This window comes from Psychrobacter sp. Marseille-P5312 (genome assembly GCF_900291405.1).
GTDB lineage: Bacteria > Pseudomonadota > Gammaproteobacteria > Pseudomonadales > Moraxellaceae > Psychrobacter > Psychrobacter celer.
In genome coordinates, this window is sequence record NZ_OLML01000001.1 from 2682884 (window position 1) to 2702289 (window position 19406).

Consider the following 19406-nt stretch of genomic DNA (forward strand, 5'->3'; position numbering starts at 1 on the left):
TCCTTCATTATTAGCTGCTAGGATAGCAGTACAGTTGTATACTAAATATTGAGTGTTCAAGGATGAATGCAAACCGTCAACCAAATGACCTTTCACGTCAGCATGAGCATACCGGCCCAGTCTCATCGCGTCTGAATCCTCTTGCAAGCACGCTTGATGCCGCTATAGCGCCTTCTTCGTTGCCCATAACCTCTACGTCAGCAGATAGCACCTCTCAATCGCCGCCGAGCCTAGATGCCTTTGAATGGAAACGCACCATTAATGACACCTATTTTGATCTAAACGTGAGCTTTCAGCAGCCCAATAAGTTTTTGGGATTTTTGCAGCATGCCAAGCTGCTCGATATCGGTGTCTCGCATTATCATGCCAATACCGTACACTATGATCGCGGTGTCCAAAGTGCTGATTACGATGACAGTATTTTAATCACGTTTCCGCTGACAGGCGATGTGCGCTTTATTCAAAAAAATCGCTCACTGAGCGCCAAACCTGGCCAGTTTTTTATTGAGCTGTCCAACTTACCTTATGAGTTTTATCATCTGTATGAAGCGTCATTGTATGTAATCAAAGTCCCGTTAACCTTACTGTCAGCACAAATACCTACTATAGAGCGGCAGTTTGCCCGCAGCTTGTCTATCGACGAAGGCGCAGGCAGGTTACTGGTGTTTCAGATGAAGCAAATTTTGACGCTGATTCATCATCAAAAGCTGATTGATTTGGAGATAAAGATACTAGAGCAGCAGCTGCTAAACCTGATGGTCTTGACATTGAGTGCACCCAAAGAGGTGATGATGAGTGAGATGTCAGCGATACAGTCTGTGCATCTCAAACGTATCGAGCATTATGTGAATTTAAATTTAGCAAACCCTGATTTGAGCCCAAACACCGTCGCTGCAGCTTGTCATATTTCTGTTAGATACCTGCACAAACTCTTTGCCAGCCTGCCTTATAGCTTTTCGGAATGGATCAAGATGCTGCGCTTAAAGCAGGCCAATCATATTTTAAAATCAAAGAGCTATGTCACTATTGAAGAAATCGCTCATAGGGTCGGCTATGGCGACCAAAGTTACTTTTCTCGCATTTATAAACAGTATTTTGGTTATCCGCCTCGAGATACGCCCAGCACGGGATAACAAGGTATTGTATTATTAACGCTAAACTGAAATACTTGAAAAATAAGCAATAACACAGTCTTTTATATTTATAAATAAGAATATATAGTATAAAGACAGCAAAAAAGGGCAGGGCATCATGGTTGAGCGTCAACATTCTGCTGTTTTAGCCACTATTTGCGTATAAATGCACTAAACCGTCCACTGGTCAGTGATAATAGCTACCAGATAACGCTTACCTTGATAGTCATCAAACACCAAGCGCAATGCCCGCCAGTCTAAACCGCTGTATTCATCACTACCTTTATAGTAAAACTCAACGACATCAGAGTTTTGATATATTTTATTTAGGTTATTGATGCTATTGCCACTTTTTTGAAACTCATTGATGCTAAGGGTAGCGTCATTAAAGGTTTTGGCCTTTACCCAAGTGTCTAGGTACTCTGGTAGCGGTATGATTAATGGCTCACCAGTGCCGTCACGTTCACCCCAAGTAAAGCGGATTTTGGACTGCTGCAAATACTGAGCATACTGTTCACGGCTAAAGACCTTGTCGGATTCAGGGCGCACATAGGCATACATGGAGAAACGTACACCACGGGTAGGATGAATGTCTTTGGTGATTCTGGCATAGTCGTTATTGGCAAGTGCACGCTGGATGCGTAACGCTTGCTGTTTGAGCGTTTGCTGGCTCATGTCCGTGGTTACGGGGGTGTTGGTGGATTGCGCCGATGTATTTATAGTGGAGTCAGCTGAGGATTGACAGCCTGTTGCTGCCAATACAAAGGCGAACATACCACTTGTCATTATCGAAAAATAAGGGGGCTTTAATGCTGCAAATAGGGTCATATTATGTCCTTATGATAGCCGTTACTGGGAGTATGCAAAGCGACAATTGTTAATTATCTCAACCTGAATGATACGATAAGACAGCACAGCCCTAATATGAGTGTGATGTAATGGTTAATAGCTATTTGTGTAAAAAAATAGGGTAAATTGACCCATGCAGATTATTAAACCATTGATACCCATACTGATATCGCTCGCGACAGGATTTGCGACGTTTGCTCATGCAGCAAGTAATGTTACAAAGAGTAATACGACAACAGGCGCGCAGACATATAACGCGCAAAAACTACAAACCATTCGCCAGATGTATGAGCAAGACATCCGTAATGAAGGGATGGATAATCCAGTCGTCCTGCAACAATACGCCAATACAGCGCTGCAAAACGCCATGCAGTTAGAACAAACATATTTTGAGACAGCGCAAATGTCTTGTCATGTGGGTTACGATGTATTATGGAACTCACAGGATCCTGATTATCAGCAAGACAAGCAGTTTGCTATCACCGATAAAGGGCTGGTTAAAGTCAGCTTGGCACAAGGCGGCGATGTCTATTATGATTTGATTTGTGATAATAAAAATTGCCAAGTGGCAGACGTGATATTAACTGATCAAGGAAAATCGCTGCGTGAGCATTTGCTAAAAGCTTGCCGTTAGTTTGAGAAAAGTATGGTAATGGATTGGTTTGGTGACGGATTGATGATTTGCTGGGAGCATCAATAGAAAGTAACGTAAGTAAAATCGTCGAATCAGTATGTATAAAAGCTTATCGGTAATCTATTAAAAGCATTGGTTTGTTTTCGCATAATGTATATTATGTTAAATAGAATCTATTTGGTGACTTTTTTTACCGCGCATTCGTGACGTTAGTCACTTTTATTCTTTCAACTAAAAAATCTACCGCCGCCTTTACTTTGGGTACTGAGTAGCGCTGTTTTTGATATAACAAATATATGGCCATGTCAGCGTACTGCGTGATGGCCAACGTTTGCTCAAACTTAATCTCTTGTAAGGCGCCTGATTCAAGATACTCAGCCAACGCCCACCGAGTAGACATTAAAATACCTTCACCAGCGCTCGCTTTTTTCGCCAGCCACGACCCATTATTTGATATCGCTACCGCGGGTCCTGAGACATCATGCCATTGACCATCCATATGGCATAACCAAGGCGTTGGCCCTGTTGGTGTCTTAAAATACAGCCCATTATGATTCCTTAGTTCTAGTGTGTTACTTGGCACGCCATGGGTTTTCAAGTAGCGCGGTGACGCGACAGGAATAAAACTATTGTCCATCAGCCGTATCGCAAATACTCGCTCATTTGGCGCGTAGCCACCACGAATAGCGATATCAACATCATCGCGCCCAAGTGTTGACAGCTCGTCACTCAAACTGACATCCAGCACTATTTTTGGATACAATTCGCTAAATTCGTCTAATAAAGGCAGCAGTATCTTTTCCCCAAAACCCACCATCGAGCTGATGCGTAGACGTCCCATTGGCGTTGTTTGGTAGCTACGCACCGTTTCTTTGCTTTGCTCTAGCTGATTTAATACGTGCTGCATATCGTCATAGTAAACCTGCCCTACTTCCGTCAGCTTAACGATCCGAGTCGAATGCGTTAATAGTGTCGCGCCCAAGCTCTTTTCTAAGTCAGACACTCGCCTAGATAGTGAAGATGGCGGCACACCATATACCTTCGCCGCTTTGGTAAAGCTGCCTGTTTCGACCACTTTACTAAAATATCGTATTGCACGCAGTTGATCCAAGTCCTGTCTCCATTCAATAATATTCGATGACTAACATGTCAGTATCAATCATTAAGCATTTTGGCTTTATTATTGTCTTAAAAGCAAGAGTGATTCACAATTTGTGCTATATATAACGGTATTAAAAACAGTAATAATATAGTCAGATTTAGCGTTCATCCTAAAAAACCCATCCATCAATAATAGAAAAATAATTTATGATTACTTTGCACGGTTTCCCCGCAAGCAACTACTACAATATAGTGAAACACGCTCTGTTGTACAAAGCGTTGCCCTTTCAAGAAAACCTTATTTATGCTGGTAGCGATGCGCTGCTGCCCATCAACCCAGTCGGTAAAGTGCCTGTGTAACTATCCCCTAAGCTAACACAGCTCAAACGTAGAATTTCTTATAAAATACCCATAAGGAGTTTTGATATGAGCAAACGAATGACTGAGACGCAAATAGTATCCATATTAAAAGAAGCAGAAGCTGGGATACCTGCTAAAGAGCTGTGCCGTAAATACGGAATTGCTAGCTCGACTTTCTATAAATGGCGTTCCAAGTATGGAGGTATGGAAGCCTCTGATGTCACGCGACTAAAAGAGCTTGAAGAAGAAAACCGTAGGCTTAAACAGATGTATGCTGATTTAAGCCTTAAAGCGCAAATGCAGGAAGATATCATAAAAAAGCTATAGCGCCTGTACCCGAGCGCAAAGTCTGGGCGCAAGAATTACAGGCACAGTATGATGTCAGCATTGCAGTGAGTTGTCAGGTTGTCTGTATGAGTCGAACCGCTTACTACTATAAGCCTAAGCTATCTGATGATAGTGAGATTATTGATGTCTTAAATGAGCTAACAGATAAGCACAATCGTTGGGGTTTCCCTAAGTGTTTTAAGCGTATACGCAAGCTTGGCTATTCTTGGAATCACAAGCGCGTACATCGTGTTTATACCGCGTTAAACTTAAACCTACGCCGTAAGTCTAAAAGACGGCTACCAACACGTCATCCTCAGCCGTTAAGTGTGCCAAACGCATTGGGTCATACTTGGTCTATGGACTTTATGAGCGATAAGCTGCACAACAATATTCGCTTTCGAACCTTTAATGTGATTGATGATTACAACCGTGAAGTATTAGGTATTGATATTGGTACCAGTATGCCCTCACTCCGAGTAATTCGCTACCTTGATCAGTTGGCTGAGTGGCATGGTTACCCTAAGCAAATTCGTGTGGATAACGGCAGTGAGTTTACATCCAGCATATTCACTGATTGGGCATCAGCTCATGGCATCTATATTGATTATATCGAGCCTGGCTGTCCTTATCAGAATGCTTATATTGAACGGTTTAATCGTAGTTACCGCAATGAGGTCTTGGATTGTTATTTATTCAATGATTTAAATGAGGTCAGTCAACTGACTGAGGAATGGATCACGGTTTATAACACCGAAAGACCCCATGATTTACTTAATGATATGACACCTGCTGAGTACAGACAGGTGGCTTAATTATTCTACGATGATGTTGTGTTAAGAATGGGGTATTTACACCTGCTATCACAACGGATGAAGGTATGACGCTCTCGGAGTCGAGCGTCATTTGTGACTTTATAGAAGAGACCTACCCTGCCATACCGCTATATCCTAAATCTGCTACAGAGCGTGCGATTGTGCGGCAAATCATGAAGATAGCAGAGCTGTATTTTGAATTGCCAAGCCGCCGCCTCATTCCTTATGTGTTTTCAGGCACCAACGCCCCTGACGCCGTCAAAGAAGAAGTGCATCAAGTACTCACACGCGGCATCCCTGCTCTCAATCGCTTATGCCAGTTTTCGCCGTGGATTGCCGGTAAAGAGCTCACAATGGCCGACATCTATATGCACTATGTGAATGTCGTGGTCAAAGCCTGTGCCTCAACCCAGTTTGACTGGGACGTGTTGGCAGAGATACCTGGCATGAAAGAATGGAGTGACACCATGAGCCAATCTGATATTGCTCAAAAAATAGAAGCAGACCGCTTGGCCAATATGCCTGAATTTATGACACACGTGAAAGCCCAGATACAGGCGGCGCAGCCTAAATAAGATTATTTAAAATAAATATTAATAATGCAGGAGCAAAATTATGACCGATAAAAATAAGCAACTGGTTTCAACCATCAGTGACGACAACAAACTCACCTTGTCTTTAAAAGATATCGACATGCCGCAGCCCGGTGCCGATGAAGTGGTTGTGCGCATCGAAGCGGCACCATTGAACCCCTCTGACTTTGGGGTCATGTTTAGCGCTGCTGACATGTCAACTGCCGTACAGTCGGGCACCGATGACAGCCCTGTCATTACCGCTGATGTACCCGCGAAATTCATGCCCGCCCTAAAAACACGGGTGAATAAAGACACGCCTGTGGGCAACGAAGGCGCAGGTACGGTTGTCGCAGCAGGTTCTTCGCCAGCAGCGCAAGCTTTGATGGGTAAAGTGGTGGCTGTGATTGGCGGCGGTACGTATCGTAAGTATCACTGTGTCCATGTCAAAAGCTGCCTAGAAATGACAGAAGGCACCACGGCTATGGAGGCGGCCTCATCGTTTGTAAATCCCCTCACCTCACTTGCGATGGTCGAAACCATGCGCGCTGAAGGCCATAAAGCCATCATTCATGCGGCAGCGGCGTCTAGCCTTGGTCAAATGCTCAATCGCCTCTGTATGGCTGATGGGATTGATCTGATCAACATCGTTCGTAAAGAAGCGCAAGAAAAACTGTTGCGTGATATGGGCGCAAAATATGTGGTCAACTCAAGCAGCGAGTCGTTCACAGCGGACTTAACCGCAGCAATTGTCGAGACAGGTGCTACCATCTCGTTTGATCCCGTTGGTGGCGGAAAATTAACCATCGACATCCTAAACTGCATGGAAGCGGCCATTACCCGTGATGTGGAAGAATACAACGTTTATGGCTCAAACACGTTCAAACAAGCATATATTTATGGCGCATTAGACCGTGGCCCGATCACCATCAATCGTAACTTCGGTTTTGCTTGGGGCGTGAATGGGTTTTTATTGTTCAATGCTCTTGGAAAATTGGGTAATGAGACGGTCAAGTCAATGCGTAAGCGGGTTGCAGAAGAAATCACCACCACATTTGCTAGCAGCTATACGCATGAAGTCACGCTAGAAGAAGCGCTACAATTAGAGTCTATCAAAGCTTATGGCAAACAAGCGACTGGTGAAAAGTACTTAATCACGCCTCAGGGTTAATTGTTAGTTAAAGAACAGTTTGAAATAAAAAAAGCAGATATCGATGATATCTGCTTTTTTATTTGCTTGCTGGTAATAGAAGATAGCGTGTCATTAGTAAATTAACCTAACAAAAACGACTAAAGTTATTTACCATGACATCCGTTATGAAAACAAGAAGCAGTCTTTGGAAATTTATTTACGATCGTCAGCCTTTTACTTACATATGGTTGACTCTACTCATCTTTCATTTGTGTACAGGTTTTTTTCTCTAAAAACATAGTGCAAATTTATTATGCCACGACAGGCGCAATAAAAAAGACACATATAAAAGCCAGCAGATATATAATATCCATATTTAAAGTATGGATACGGAAAACATGGATATCGAAAGCGGTATCGCTAACCAAGTAGAAATCATCTATGAGGATGAATTTTTGGTAGCGATTAATAAAGAGGCTGGTCTCTTGGTGCATCGCAGTTGGCTGGACAAAGGCGAGACACGCTTTGCCATGCAACTCACCCGTGATGCGGTAGGTTGCCATGTATTCCCGGTACATCGGTTAGACAAACCTACATCAGGCGTATTGTTGTTTGCCAAGAGCTCTGCTGTGGCGCGCAGCCTTACCGAGGCTTTTACTGAACACAAGGTAACCAAGCAGTATTTAGCTGTGGTGCGCGGCTTTATGCCAGAGCAAGGCACCGTTGATTATGCGTTGAGTTTTAAGCCCGATGCCATTGCCGATAAATTCGCCAATTTAGACAAACCCGCTCAAGAGGCAGTGACCCATTGGCGACGTTTGGCACAGATTGAGCTGCCATTTGCAGTGTCAAAAAAGCATGATACTACCCGCTATAGTTTAATGCGCTTAACCCCCGAGACCGGGCGCAAGCATCAGCTGCGTCGGCACATGAGACATTTATTCCATCACATCGTGGGTGATACCAGCCACGGCGATGGACGGCACAATCGATTTTTTCGTACTCAATATGATTGCGCGCGTATGCTGCTACATGCTCAGACTTTAGCGCTCAGCCATCCAGTCACTGGTGAGCCGTTGTTGCTAACAGCGGAATTAGACGATCAATGGATGCGCATTATGGAAGAGTTTTCTTGGGTAGAGAGCGCTAAAAATTGAATAGCGTAAAATTTAGGGTTTATCTTAGAAACTCACTTCAAAGGAGTTGACATGCTGGTGCTACAGCCAAGTGAATTCAATGTCATACACAGGGATATTTTGATCAAAAATATATACTACAGTACCAACAATCCGATGCACGATCATTAGTGAACTGATGTATGGAAAAAAGAAGTCTATGAGCTGAACTATCTGGCTGAATTTTTTGATCTCAGACCTTTAACAAACACAGAAAAAGAATACGGACTAGGTGGAAACTGCACCCTGTTCGATGCCGTTCGCCATTGGGCGTATTCTGCGATTAGAGAGTATTGAGGGAGTATTTGACCCCAATTAAATCAGTACTTAAACACGCTCAGAACGTGAATATTATGCTTTCAGAGCCGCTCTCTTATTCAGAAATCAAAGCCATTGTAAACAGATAATGGCCTTTTTAATAGGTTTGGTGAAAAGTGATAGCAGATAAGCCCATATTTTTTGTATCGGGTAAACGCTCCTTAGATCACAGTGCTTCTATGTTTCTGGGTATATATTTTTCTTAAACTATTGTTTCCTTTACTGTACGTTACGTTTCTTAGATTGACAATGTGGGCTATTGTTTGCAAAATATTTGGCTTGCTCAATTTATTAGTTTAATTAAAGTGTTTGATGGATTTCTTAAGTTAACATTTCTCCTATCAGGCCTCTGGAAGTACAAGAGACATATTTGGTTAACCTACTCTCTATGAATTACGGTTTTCACATGGAAAATTCTGATGAATATTTATGATCTTTCTGACTATCAGCTTTATAAATTAAAATCTTTGGATCCTAACCTAAGCTCGGATTGGCCTGAAGTGCTTCAATCTATACTACCTGAATTAGATCGAGAGAGTGTTGCCAGTATCTACAACCATATACTTGTGCCTCGAGGTATTTATCTTGACGCTGATAGAAATTTAGCCCATAGGCATCCTATTACGTTAAGAGAAGTCATGGCTAGCACCCATGTTCAGGAGCCTGATCTATTAGCTCTAGTAACAAATATGTCTAACATTATTGCTTCACGCTCTACGTATTATGATGCTTCAAAACTTGCTGATGAAATCGAAGCAATATTTCGTTGTCTGGACAACCTTAATATACAAAATGAATATGAGAATATAAAAAATATACGTGTCGCTTTTTTATATGACTTGGCACAATGGTTAGATACTGTTGAGTTGAAAGTTTCTTCTGGGCTTCGAAAACTTGATTCTTCTATAGTTAAATCTTACTTAAAGGAGGTCTTTATCAAGCAAAAAATACAAGGGCAAGATTTCCGCCAGTGGGATTCTACAGATCTAGATTTTCAAGATCTTACTGATGTACCTGCTTTCATTAGAAATGAGGGAAAAAGTAGAAAGTTTTTTGTTGTAGAAGGACAAGATTATTGGTTTTTAGTTGGAAATTCAGATGTATCTGGAAAGAACCCTTATTCATTTCGGCGCTTTCTTCATGAAGAAACTAGTGGATCGGAGAAATACACTTATCTGACCCATGTTGTTATCAAAAAAAATGAGATGCAAAATTCAGAGTATCTATCTAGTGTGGCTTATGCTATGAGTCGCTTTTATACACTGGATCTCGGGACTCCAGATACACTTCTTAGTTTTATTAAAGAAATCAAGTCTTTGGAAAGTAAGTACTTAAAACCCTTACTCAAAGAACGTTTAGAACAAACTGGCGCTTCTACAGACGCTGTTGTGAATGAGCGTATGTTAAATTATGAAAAGCAAGTTTCTATATTAATACTTCAAAAACTACCCAGAATTCAAGCCACACTTCATAACAAAGTGGATCAAGGCTACCTATTTTATCACTTAGATAAATTAATCAAACAGATGATAGAAAGCGTTCACGATTTTAGATTGCAACCTTTGGTCAGTAACATCAACAGTAGTGGGATTTTGTTAATTAAATTAATGGCGCTAAGAAAATTGCTAACGAAATCTTATGGTTTTATTCTCTCGCAAGATTTAAGTATAGAGGAGCGCACCGATGTTATGACTACACCACTCCTGAAGGTTCAAGAAAAAATAAATGCGACTAAAGTATCTATGAAAGAACTTAGAGACTTAAAAGAAAATCTTAATAATTACTCCCAAGTTAAAAATAATGGAAGCTTTTGGGAAAAAATAGCGTTAGGAAGAAAGCCTAATTACACGCTGAAGGATATTAATAAAGAGAAGTTACTTCTTAAAAAAGATTTTTTTACATCTATAGTTCGTATGGCTAAAATTCAAGAACAAGGTATGGTCTATGTAGAATTAGAATGCGATGAAATGATAGATAGAAATTATAGACATTATGCGTTAGCAGATGGAAAACTAGGAATCACTCGTCTACCGAGGATATTGCAATTACCTGAAGATCCAAGGAAGCTTAAAATCGAATCTATAAGCCAAATAGTAAATTACAATGTTTTTGAAGCTAATCCATTGTGGGATCCTCTAAGTAATAGATATATAACGCATAAAGAGTTGGCAATTACTTAAGTACAGCATGGCTCTATTTAAACACTTAGATCAAGTGCTATTGATAGATAAAAAATTTACTGTCATAGCACTTGATCTAGATAGTTAGTTGAGACCATCCCAGATTCTGTGTAACTGCCATTTTGAGCTATGCTGAAGAAACCGTAGAGATAAACTTGGTAAACTAAGCGTATTGACAGGAGTTTACCATGACCAAGAAAGTAAGAACCTACAGTGACGAATTTAAAGCTGAAGCCGTCAAGAAGATAGCGGATAACAACGGCAATATTTCAGCGACCGCAAAGCAACTTGGCATCGCCATGCAAACGCTATCAAATTGGCATAACAAAGCCAATCAAGGCAAGCTTATTGGCACAGAACAATATGATCCTGATCTTATGAGTGCTCTTCAAGAAATAAAGCAGCTCAAGCGGCAGCTTAAAGTTGCCGAAGAGGAGCGCGAAATACTAAATGAGGAGGGATAAAGCGAAGCACTGCTTCGCCCCGACGCAAGGGGAGAGCTATGCTCGAATGAGGCGACGGCGTACTTCGTGAGAAACAGTTAGTCAGGTACGCCTTTATCAAAGACAACCAGTTCCTCTTTCGCATCACCACTATGTGCCGTGTGTTAAGGGTTAAGCCATCAAGCTATTACGACTGGCTAAGTCGTGATCTCAGCGACCAACAGATACATCGCAACCAGTCTGAATTACTGGTTAAAGCGGCTCACAATGAAACGAAAGAACGTTATGGCGCAGATCGACTGCATGCTCATCTAAGCGAGCAAGGGCATGACATTAGCCTATATATGGTAAGAAGCATCAAAGAGGAACACGGCATTAAATGTCGTCGTCATAAGCGCTTTAAAGTCACCACCGACCCCAATCACAACAAGCTGGTCTATCCAAACGTACTGGATCAGAAGTTTGATGCTAAGCGCCCTAACGAGTCGTGGGTCAGCGACATCACCTATATCTGGACGAATGAGGGTTGGCTGTACTTAGCAGGGGTCAAAGAGCTTGTCGGTTACGCTATTAACAAGCGTATGACCGCAGATTTAGTTTGCAAAGCACTAAATATGGCCATCAAGAATAAACGTCCAAGCAAAGGGCTAATCGTTCATTCAGACAGAGGCAGTATTGCAGTCACGCCTACCACAAGACCATTAAGCAGCATCAATTTATAGGCTCAATGAGCGGCAAAGGCAACTGTTTCGATAACGCTCCGATAGAAAGCTTCTGGGGCACATTAAAGAATGAGCTGGTATATCATCAAGACTATAAAACAAGGTTCACAGCCATCAATGATATTATCAGTTATATGGAGCTGTACTACAATCAGACGAGGATTCAAAAGGGTTTGGGCTATCAATCGCCAAGACAGGTGTGGTTTGATTATTATCGTCAGGCTGCGTAATTAAAATCTCCCAAGTTTATGTGTACGGATTTGACGGCAGGGGTCAAGTTAGTATTCTCAGGTAACCAATCAGGACAAGTATCTTTATACAGCTTAAAATCGTGGATTGACCCTTTACAGGTTTGCACATCGAGTATCAAGCCGGTTTGCCAATGGACGATAACCTGCGCTTTTAAGGTGTGTTGTTTTTTCTTGCCGCTGTAGTAGTCGCTTTGGTTTTTTTTGGACGCTCAATTGGGGTTTCGGTGGCGTCGACAATGACGACTGGGCAGCTTTTTAGGCAATTCAAACTTGCCAGAGTCAATCAGTGTGTCTTCTACTTTACGAATGATACGGCTAGCAGAAGACTCATGAATACCAAAGTCCATACTGATATGATAAAGCGTGCGGTATTCACGCCAATAAGTCAGGGCTAATAGTATTTGTGCTTTAAGACTGAGCACACTTGGTCTGCCTGATTTGGTTTTAGATGCTTCATGCTCTTGCATGGCCTCAAGCATGTCATAAAAGGTGGCTTTATGAATGCCTGTATAGCGTTTAAAATCAGCGTCACTTTGTTTGAGTAGCTTATCTATGTTTGGCATATCTATTATGTAAGTAGCGTTCAATAATATACGTTGTGTCTTACAACTACTTTTGCAAGAGGTCTAATATAAAACCATTAGTTCGTGAACTTACTTTTTTTATATTTGAAAAAATATATTTAAGTTATTGATTTAATTACATGTTTTTATATCAATATTAGTGAACTGAACTCTAGGTAAACATAAGTTAAATAAGGTCTATAAAATACTATATCAGTGATTATATTAGCGCTTACTAGACATTGCCTTGCTAAGCACTGTATGGTCAGTCCACCCTACAAGGAACATCATCAATCATTGGTCTCGCGGTACAAGGTGGTTTGTGATTCATCTTTAAATTCTTCGTAAGTAATCACAGGCTCAGCATCCAACTCAGTATCCAAATCCTCATCCTCGCTGGTTGAGGCAGCATTGTTTTGACTTTCGTCAGCTGGCTGCTCGGTTGTGGCGATTTCGTCTGATTTATCCGAGCTAAGTGCTGCAGCAGAGTCGCTTGACGCTGTATGATCAGCAGTTGCATTGGTGTCTGTCATTGCATCTTGCTCTTGCTGAGTCGCTACAGCTACATCAGGGGTTGTGGCTTCTGTACTTTGTGTAGGGTTGTCTTTTGTATCGCTAGAGAAATAAGTGATGGCGGCATAACCCAGCACGGCCGCTGCCAAAAGTACTGAGCCGATACCGATAATGAGTGTTGATGGTTTGCGTTTACTTGCCAGCGCTTGCTCGTCTTGAGGATCGATACTTTGGCTTTGAGAGTCGGTAATTTGATAGCTGCTAGCCTCAACCTCTGTGCTGGCAGCCGCTTGACGATCCTGTGGTTCATGGTCGTCGATGTGATGCTTTGGCGCTACGCCGCTATCTATTTCTACAATATCTGCGCTAAATACACTGCCCGTCCCTTTATCGGTATCTACCCCACCCTCAGGCGTTGATACACTGTGAGAGGTCGTGCTATCTGGCTCAGAAAAATCCAGCGTAAAATCAAGTTTGTCGTTGTCGCGCTCAGTATCTGGTGCCGCAGCTGTTGGGTCTTTTGGCGGCTGTTTTGGCTGGCTGTCATGCTTATCTTGACTGGCAAACCATTGTAGCTCTTCGTCGGTCAACGGCTCATAAGCAGGCAGATGATGTGCGCTTTTTAGAGGCTCTAGTTTTTTATGAGGCTCAGGGTGCTGCACGCGTTGCAAAAAACGCTTGTAGATATCACCATTGCGCTTGTCTCTGCGATTTTTAGCATTGGCAATCTTTTTTGCCAACTTTGTATCAAGCTTTGCTTCAAGATCAATACTACTGTCACTATTTATATCGTTCATAGAATGATACCGAGCCAGTTATACTATTACCATTAGATAAAGGATGATACAGTTTATTTGCCAAATGTAACAGCACCGTTACGGCCAATATAATTGCCTACTGCTCTATCTTCAAGCACAATTTGTAGGTTTTACCTATTTACCCTTACAGGGCGCGCTTGATTTTTTCAAACGTATGATGGTTCTTTCATCATGTCAGGCGCGTTGCCAACGTTTTAAATACAGTATAAAGACAACAATAGATATAACAGGCACTCAGATATGGATTTAAAACAACTGAAGGCGTTCATTGCGATTGCAGATCTACGCAGCTTTAGCGCAGCGGCAACCGAGACAGGTTTGTCGCAGCCAAGTCTGAGTCGCCTGATCAAACAGCTTGAGACAGAGATGGGGGTGGTGCTCATTGATCGTTACCATCGGCCGTTGCATTTGACAGATGCGGGGGCGTTTTTTTATGAAAAAATCAGTGCCGTACTGACAGAGATTGAGGCAGTCACCAGCATGACTCAGCGCTTATCTATGCCCAGTAGCACACTCAATATCGGCTTTGTGCCATCGGTGCTGTATGGGCTACTACCCGACATTATCGCCACCCTAAAGCAGTCAAATCCTGATATCGATGTCAATCTTAAAGACATCAGCTCTTATCAGCAGATCGATGCCCTAAAATCTGGCGAGATTGACATTGGTTTTGGGCGATTCGCTCACCAAGATCCTTGGATTCAGCAGATACTCCTACGTCATGAGCGCTACGTGGTGGCCTTGCCCAAGGCGCATCCGCTTGCGCAGGTGCGTGCGCAGCGTTTGATCGATTTGGCAAATAACCGCCTGATTTTATACCATCAAACGCATCTACCGATAGCCACCACAGTATCGACAGCTTTTTCGTCATCAAAGCCTAAGTCGCCGGCCTCTTCGCCAATCGATACCGATTCTGCAGCTCAGCAGCATACGTCATTGGACTCTCAAGCGCCGCTAGGACAAAACGAGCCGATCACCGAGCCGCTGCTGCATTTATTTGCCCAATACGGTGTATCACCATTTATGACCACGACAGTGAGTGACTTACAAGTAGCGCTGGGCCTAGTGGCGGCAGGCGAAGGGATCACGCTGGTGCCTGCCAGCCTAAGCACTGTCCGTACCGAGCAGATCAGCTATCAGCGCCTCATTCACGAAAACGCCACCTCCCCTATTTATTTACATACGCTCAAAGACTGCGTTCATCCAAGCATCCCCGACCTACTCACCGCGACGTATCAAGTGTATGAGCAGCGCGGTATCACCTATCGACCACAAAAATTTGCCTCGATGCCTTAAATTATCAGATATCGAACGATTATTATGTTATAAAGAACGGCCAAAAAAATTCGTCCAAACTCTTGATATTTATATGCAATTATGCTAACTATCGAGAATGGGCATGCAAACAATTAGTAATAGTTATTAGAATAATCATTCTCCTGAACAGCTTCGGTGTGCTAAAGTCGATACAATATGAATCGTTTTATTAAAGGTAATAAAATATTCATGACCGTTCATTGGCAGACTGACACAGGTAAGTGATGATTCGCCGTTCAAACATCTCGAGGTATTCATGTCCACACAACCACTCAACAACTCTCGCATTGCAAGCACCGACGCGACCGACAGCGCAACCGATGAGGCGCAGCAGCCTAAGGGCTTTAGCTGGCGTATCTTTGGCCCAGGGATTTTGATGGCGACGGCCGCTATCGGCGGCTCGCATCTGATCTCATCAACGCAGGCTGGCGCGATATATGGCTGGCAGCTTGCGATCATGATTATTTTGGCCAACGTCGTTAAGTATCCGTTTTTTCGCTTTGGTACTGATTATGTCTATGACACAGGTGAGAGTCTGATTGCTGGCTATGCCAAGCGCTCAAAGGTCTATCTTTGGGTGTACTTTATCCTATCTATCTTGTCTGCCGTCATCAGTACCGGCGCTGTGTCACTGATTGCTGCGGTGATATTAGGCTTTATGCTGCCCGCCTCTCTTGGTCTATCGACGATGACGTTATCGTTCATCATTGTGGCTGTATCGTGGTTCTTTTTGATTGCAGGTCACTATAAGGTACTCGATGGCGTGACCAAATGGATCATGATTGCTCTCACGACGGCTACCGTTGCGGCGGTCATCATCGCTGCTGGCAAGCCGACCGTGATGGCGGCTGATTTTGTTGCCGCCTCGCCATGGAATTTAGCGACACTAGGCTTTATTGTGGCGTTGATGGGCTGGATGCCCGCGCCATTAGAGTTTGCTGCCATTACCTCTATGTGGACCTCTGCCAAGGTCAAAACCGATCATACGACCCACCGTCAGGGCTTGCTAGACTTTAATGTCGGTTACTCAGTATCTGCGATTTTGGCGCTGTTTTTCTTATCACTTGGCGTGTTTGTGCAGTACGGCTCAGGACAAGAGATTGAGCTGGTTGGCGGCGCTTATATCAATCAGTTGATCAACATGTACACAGCGACCATCGGTGAGTGGTCGCGGCTGCTGGTCGCCTTCGTCGCCTTTATGTGTATGTTTGGCACCACCATCACCTGTGCCGACGGTTATGGCCGTGCCAATGCAGAGTGCTGGCGTTTGCTCAAAGGTGAAAAGGAAATCAACAAAAAACAAGTCGCGTTTTGGACAACTTATGCCATCGGTGGTGGTTTGGTAATCATTACCTTCTTTACAGGTCAGCTTGGCGCGATGCTCAAGTTTGCTATGATTTCCGCCTTTGTCTCAGCGCCCATCTTTGGCTGGCTCAACTACTCACTGGTGAAAAAGCATAAAAAGCTCTCAGCTGGCATGAATGCTTGGTCGATCGCTGGGCTTATTTTCTTAGCCAGCTTTGCGTTGTTGTTCTTAGCCAACCTAACCGGTATGTTTGGCTAGAGAGCATAAAAGCACCTCTTTCTTGAGCGAATAAGGCTCAAGCCATAAAAGCCCTTTTAGCATTTTTAGTATTGCTATTAGGGCTTTTTTTTGGCGACTAGATAACGCCCCTGCTCCTTTGGTTTGTCAAAGCCTGCCAGCGTAGATGTAATTGTAAATAAATGTAAATAAAACCTCGCCGGTACTTTAATGATTTAAAGGATATAAATAATAAATCAAAGAAATAATGACTTTTTGGATAATGCTATTTGAAATACGAATAGATTTACTTTTATTTCACTGATAAATTAGCAATTATTTATAAACCTAGCTTGGCAGGGTCTTTGCATCGGTAGATATTTGGGTATAATCAAAAACTAATACGATCAACCTCACTTTTTACTTTTTATACTCAGTGTTTTGCATAAAACGATAACAAGGACCACCACATGACTTCTTTATCCGCTGGCGCACGTTTTCGCCAAGCTTTGGCTCAAAAAAACGACCAAAACCAACCCTTACAGATCGTCGGTACTATCAACGCCTATACCGCGATGATGGCGACCCAAGTCGGTCATCAGGCCATCTATCTATCAGGCGGCGGCGTGGCCAATGCGTCTTTTGGCTTACCTGATCTGGGTATGACCAGCCTTGATAATGTGCTAGAGGATGCGCGCCGTATCACCGACGCGGTAGATACGCCGTTATTGGTCGATATCGATACTGGTTTTGGTGGCGCTTTTAATATCGCCCAAACCATCAAAAAAATGGAAAAAGCGGGCGTGGCTGCTGTACATATCGAAGACCAAGTGGCACAAAAACGCTGCGGCCATCGCCCAAACAAAGAAATCGTCAGTATCTCAGAGATGGTCGATCGCCTAAAAGCGGCCTTAGATGCCAAAACCGACCCTGATTTTGTGGTCATGGCGCGCACCGATGCGTTATCGGTCGAAGGGTTGGACGCGGCGGTTGAGCGTGCCGTTGCTTTTGCTGAGGCCGGCGCTGATATGATTTTTGCAGAAGCGTTAACCGACATCGAGATGTATCGCAAGTTTACCGATGTGCTCGATATCCCTGTACTGGCCAACATGACAGAGTTTGGCCAGACGGATCTATACACCACCGATCAGCTATATGGAGTGGGTGTCGATATGGTGCTGTACCCTTTATCTGCTTTTCGCGCGATGAACAAAGCCGCCCTCAATGTCTATCAGCATTTATTAGATGACGGCACACAAGAAAACGTCGTCGATACCATGCAGACCCGCATGGAGCTATATGATTTCTTAAACTATCATGAGTTTGAGCAAACGCTAGACAAACTGTTTGCAGATAATAAGTAAGCACCGATTAATAAGTGTCAATCAATAAGTATCTATAATAAGTGCTTATCACTATGACATCACCATCTTCGTCAATTACCCAAACAAGCCACCTAAAAAAAGGAATTCAACCATGGCAGCACAAAAAGAATTATCAGGCGCAGGCCTACGTGGTCAAGTCGCAGGCAAGACCTCGCTATCGACAGTTGGCAAATCAGGCTCAGGTCTGACCTATCGCGGCTACGATGTCTCTGAGCTGGCGGACAAGTGTATCTTTGAAGAAGTGGCGTATTTGCTACTGTATGGCAAATTGCCCACCCAAAGCGAGCTTGATGCATATCAAGCCAAACTCAAAAAAATGCGCGGCCTACCGCAAGCGCTAAAAGACGTACTCGAGCGCATCCCAGCGGACGCGCACCCTATGGATGTACTGCGTACGGGCTGCTCGATGCTCGGTAACCTTGAGATGGAAACCGACTTTGATCAGCAAAATGATAAAACCGATCGTATGCTGGCGGTGTTCCCATCTATCATCAACTACTGGTATCGCTTTAGCCATGACAACGTGCGTATCGAGACCGAAACGGACGATGCTACTATCGGTGGGCATTTCTTGCATCTACTCAAAGGCGAGAAGCCAAACGAGCTACACGAGCGCGTGATGAATGTCTCATTGATCTTGTACGCTGAGCATGAGTTCAACGCCTCGACCTTTACCGCCCGCGTCTGTGCATCTACGTTATCGGACATTCATTCTTGTGTTACAGGTGCGATCGGCTCACTACGTGGGCATTTGCATGGCGGTGCCAATGAGGCTGCGATGGACATGATCGAAGGCTTTGGCTCACCGGATGAGGCCGAAAAAGAGATGATGGCCATGCTGGCGCGTAAAGATAAAATCATGGGCTTTGGTCATGCGATCTATAGCGAGTCGGATCCGCGTAACGTCGTCATCAAAGGTTGGTCTGAAAAGCTGGCGGCTGACGTCGGTGATGAAGTGCTATACCCAGTATCGGTACGCTGTGAGGAAGTCATGTGGCGCGAGAAAAAACTGTTTTGTAATGCTGACTTTTTTCATGCCTCAGCCTACCACTTCATGGGCATCCCGACCAAGCTGTTTACACCCATCTTTGTCTGTTCACGCTTAACTGGCTGGGCGGCGCACGTGTTTGAGCAGCGCGCCAACAACCGTATCATTCGCCCAAGCGCGGAATATACCGGCGAAGAGCTGCGCCCAGTACCGGACATCGGCGCGCGCGGTTAATTTTCTTAGGTAACAGCGATTTTTAATAACCCTTCTTAGTAAGGATGATCCGTC

General features: G+C 43.6%; 16 protein-coding genes and 2 pseudogenes. 13 read left to right on the forward strand and 5 right to left on the reverse strand.

Annotated features, from left to right (window positions below; all coding sequences use genetic code 11):
* Positions 1 to 62: 62 nt before the first annotated feature.
* Positions 63 to 1133, forward strand: a complete 1071-nt coding sequence (locus C6W44_RS11545; RefSeq protein WP_105245793.1) for a helix-turn-helix transcriptional regulator — start codon at positions 63 to 65, stop codon at positions 1131 to 1133.
* Between the two features lie 171 nt (positions 1134 to 1304).
* On the opposite strand, the gene C6W44_RS11550 is transcribed toward C6W44_RS11545, so the two are convergent.
* Positions 1305 to 1961 carry a hypothetical protein gene (locus C6W44_RS11550; protein ID WP_227526428.1) on the reverse strand — a complete coding sequence of 219 codons (657 nt, stop codon included), beginning with the start codon at positions 1959 to 1961 and terminating at the stop codon, positions 1305 to 1307.
* 154 nt (positions 1962 to 2115) lie between these two features.
* On the opposite strand from C6W44_RS11550, the gene C6W44_RS11555 reads away from it, so the two are divergent.
* Positions 2116 to 2616 carry a hypothetical protein gene (locus C6W44_RS11555; RefSeq protein ID WP_227526429.1) on the forward strand — a complete coding sequence of 167 codons (501 nt, stop codon included), beginning with the start codon at positions 2116 to 2118 and terminating at the stop codon, positions 2614 to 2616.
* 190 nt (positions 2617 to 2806) lie between these two features.
* Here C6W44_RS11555 and C6W44_RS11560 read toward each other — a convergent pair whose 3' ends face one another.
* On the reverse strand, positions 2807 to 3727 hold the full coding sequence (locus tag C6W44_RS11560; RefSeq protein WP_105245795.1) for a LysR family transcriptional regulator: 921 nt from the start codon (positions 3725 to 3727) through the stop codon (positions 2807 to 2809).
* A gap of 197 nt (positions 3728 to 3924) precedes the next feature.
* On the opposite strand from C6W44_RS11560, the gene C6W44_RS11565 reads away from it, so the two are divergent.
* The 7 genes and pseudogenes from C6W44_RS11565 (at position 3925) to C6W44_RS11595 (ending at position 11991) form a co-directional block, all read left to right on the forward strand.
* The gene (locus tag C6W44_RS11565; RefSeq protein WP_199774485.1) at positions 3925 to 4077 is read left to right on the forward strand and encodes a glutathione S-transferase N-terminal domain-containing protein; all 153 of its coding nucleotides are present in this window, start codon (positions 3925 to 3927) and stop codon (positions 4075 to 4077) included.
* A 66-nt stretch (positions 4078 to 4143) separates the two neighbouring features.
* A protein-coding gene (locus C6W44_RS11570; protein ID WP_413772322.1) for an IS3 family transposase occupies positions 4144 to 5219 on the forward strand; the annotation gives its coding sequence in 2 pieces (ribosomal slippage) (positions 4144 to 4390 and positions 4390 to 5219; 1077 coding nt in all).
* Between the two features lie 65 nt (positions 5220 to 5284).
* Complete coding sequence (locus C6W44_RS11575; RefSeq protein WP_199774486.1) at positions 5285 to 5794, forward strand: glutathione binding-like protein; 510 nt, start codon at positions 5285 to 5287, stop codon at positions 5792 to 5794.
* 40 nt (positions 5795 to 5834) lie between these two features.
* The gene (locus C6W44_RS11580) at positions 5835 to 6962 is read left to right on the forward strand and encodes a zinc-binding dehydrogenase (RefSeq protein ID WP_105245797.1); all 1128 of its coding nucleotides are present in this window, start codon (positions 5835 to 5837) and stop codon (positions 6960 to 6962) included.
* Positions 6963 to 7321: 359 nt separating this feature from the next.
* Positions 7322 to 8080 (forward strand): tRNA pseudouridine(65) synthase TruC, encoded by a 759-nt coding sequence (gene truC / locus C6W44_RS11585; RefSeq protein ID WP_105245799.1) that lies wholly within the window; start codon positions 7322 to 7324, stop codon positions 8078 to 8080.
* Positions 8081 to 8835: 755 nt separating this feature from the next.
* Complete coding sequence (locus C6W44_RS11590) at positions 8836 to 10596, forward strand: hypothetical protein (RefSeq protein ID WP_105245801.1); 1761 nt, start codon at positions 8836 to 8838, stop codon at positions 10594 to 10596.
* A 188-nt stretch (positions 10597 to 10784) separates the two neighbouring features.
* Positions 10785 to 11991 (forward strand): annotated as a pseudogene (locus tag C6W44_RS11595) (IS3 family transposase).
* On the opposite strand, the pseudogene C6W44_RS13740 reads toward C6W44_RS11595, so the two are convergent.
* The 3 genes and pseudogenes from C6W44_RS13740 to C6W44_RS11605 form a co-directional block, all read right to left on the reverse strand.
* A pseudogene (locus C6W44_RS13740) lies at positions 11979 to 12203 on the reverse strand (transposase); the annotation flags it as partial. The pseudogenes C6W44_RS11595 and C6W44_RS13740 sit on opposite strands and share 13 nt — an antisense overlap.
* Before the next feature lie 18 nt (positions 12204 to 12221).
* Entirely contained in the window at positions 12222 to 12575 is a 354-nt protein-coding gene (locus C6W44_RS11600; protein ID WP_105245803.1) for a helix-turn-helix domain-containing protein, read from the reverse strand.
* Between the two features lie 290 nt (positions 12576 to 12865).
* Positions 12866 to 13885: a hypothetical protein gene (locus C6W44_RS11605; protein WP_105245805.1), complete on the reverse strand. Its 1020-nt coding sequence runs from the start codon at positions 13883 to 13885 to the stop codon at positions 12866 to 12868.
* A 261-nt stretch (positions 13886 to 14146) separates the two neighbouring features.
* Between C6W44_RS11605 and C6W44_RS11610 the strand changes: the two genes are divergently transcribed.
* From C6W44_RS11610 to prpC, 4 genes are all read left to right on the forward strand, one after another.
* Positions 14147 to 15202, forward strand: coding sequence for a LysR family transcriptional regulator (locus C6W44_RS11610; protein ID WP_105245807.1), 1056 nt, complete (start codon positions 14147 to 14149; stop codon positions 15200 to 15202).
* 277 nt (positions 15203 to 15479) lie between these two features.
* The gene (locus C6W44_RS11615) at positions 15480 to 16787 is read left to right on the forward strand and encodes an NRAMP family divalent metal transporter (RefSeq protein WP_105245809.1); all 1308 of its coding nucleotides are present in this window, start codon (positions 15480 to 15482) and stop codon (positions 16785 to 16787) included.
* Positions 16788 to 17215: 428 nt separating this feature from the next.
* Positions 17216 to 18109 carry a methylisocitrate lyase gene (prpB, locus tag C6W44_RS11620; RefSeq protein WP_105245810.1) on the forward strand — a complete coding sequence of 298 codons (894 nt, stop codon included), beginning with the start codon at positions 17216 to 17218 and terminating at the stop codon, positions 18107 to 18109.
* Between the two features lie 112 nt (positions 18110 to 18221).
* Positions 18222 to 19352 carry a 2-methylcitrate synthase gene (gene prpC, locus C6W44_RS11625; RefSeq protein WP_105245812.1) on the forward strand — a complete coding sequence of 377 codons (1131 nt, stop codon included), beginning with the start codon at positions 18222 to 18224 and terminating at the stop codon, positions 19350 to 19352.
* Positions 19353 to 19406 lie beyond the last annotated feature (54 nt).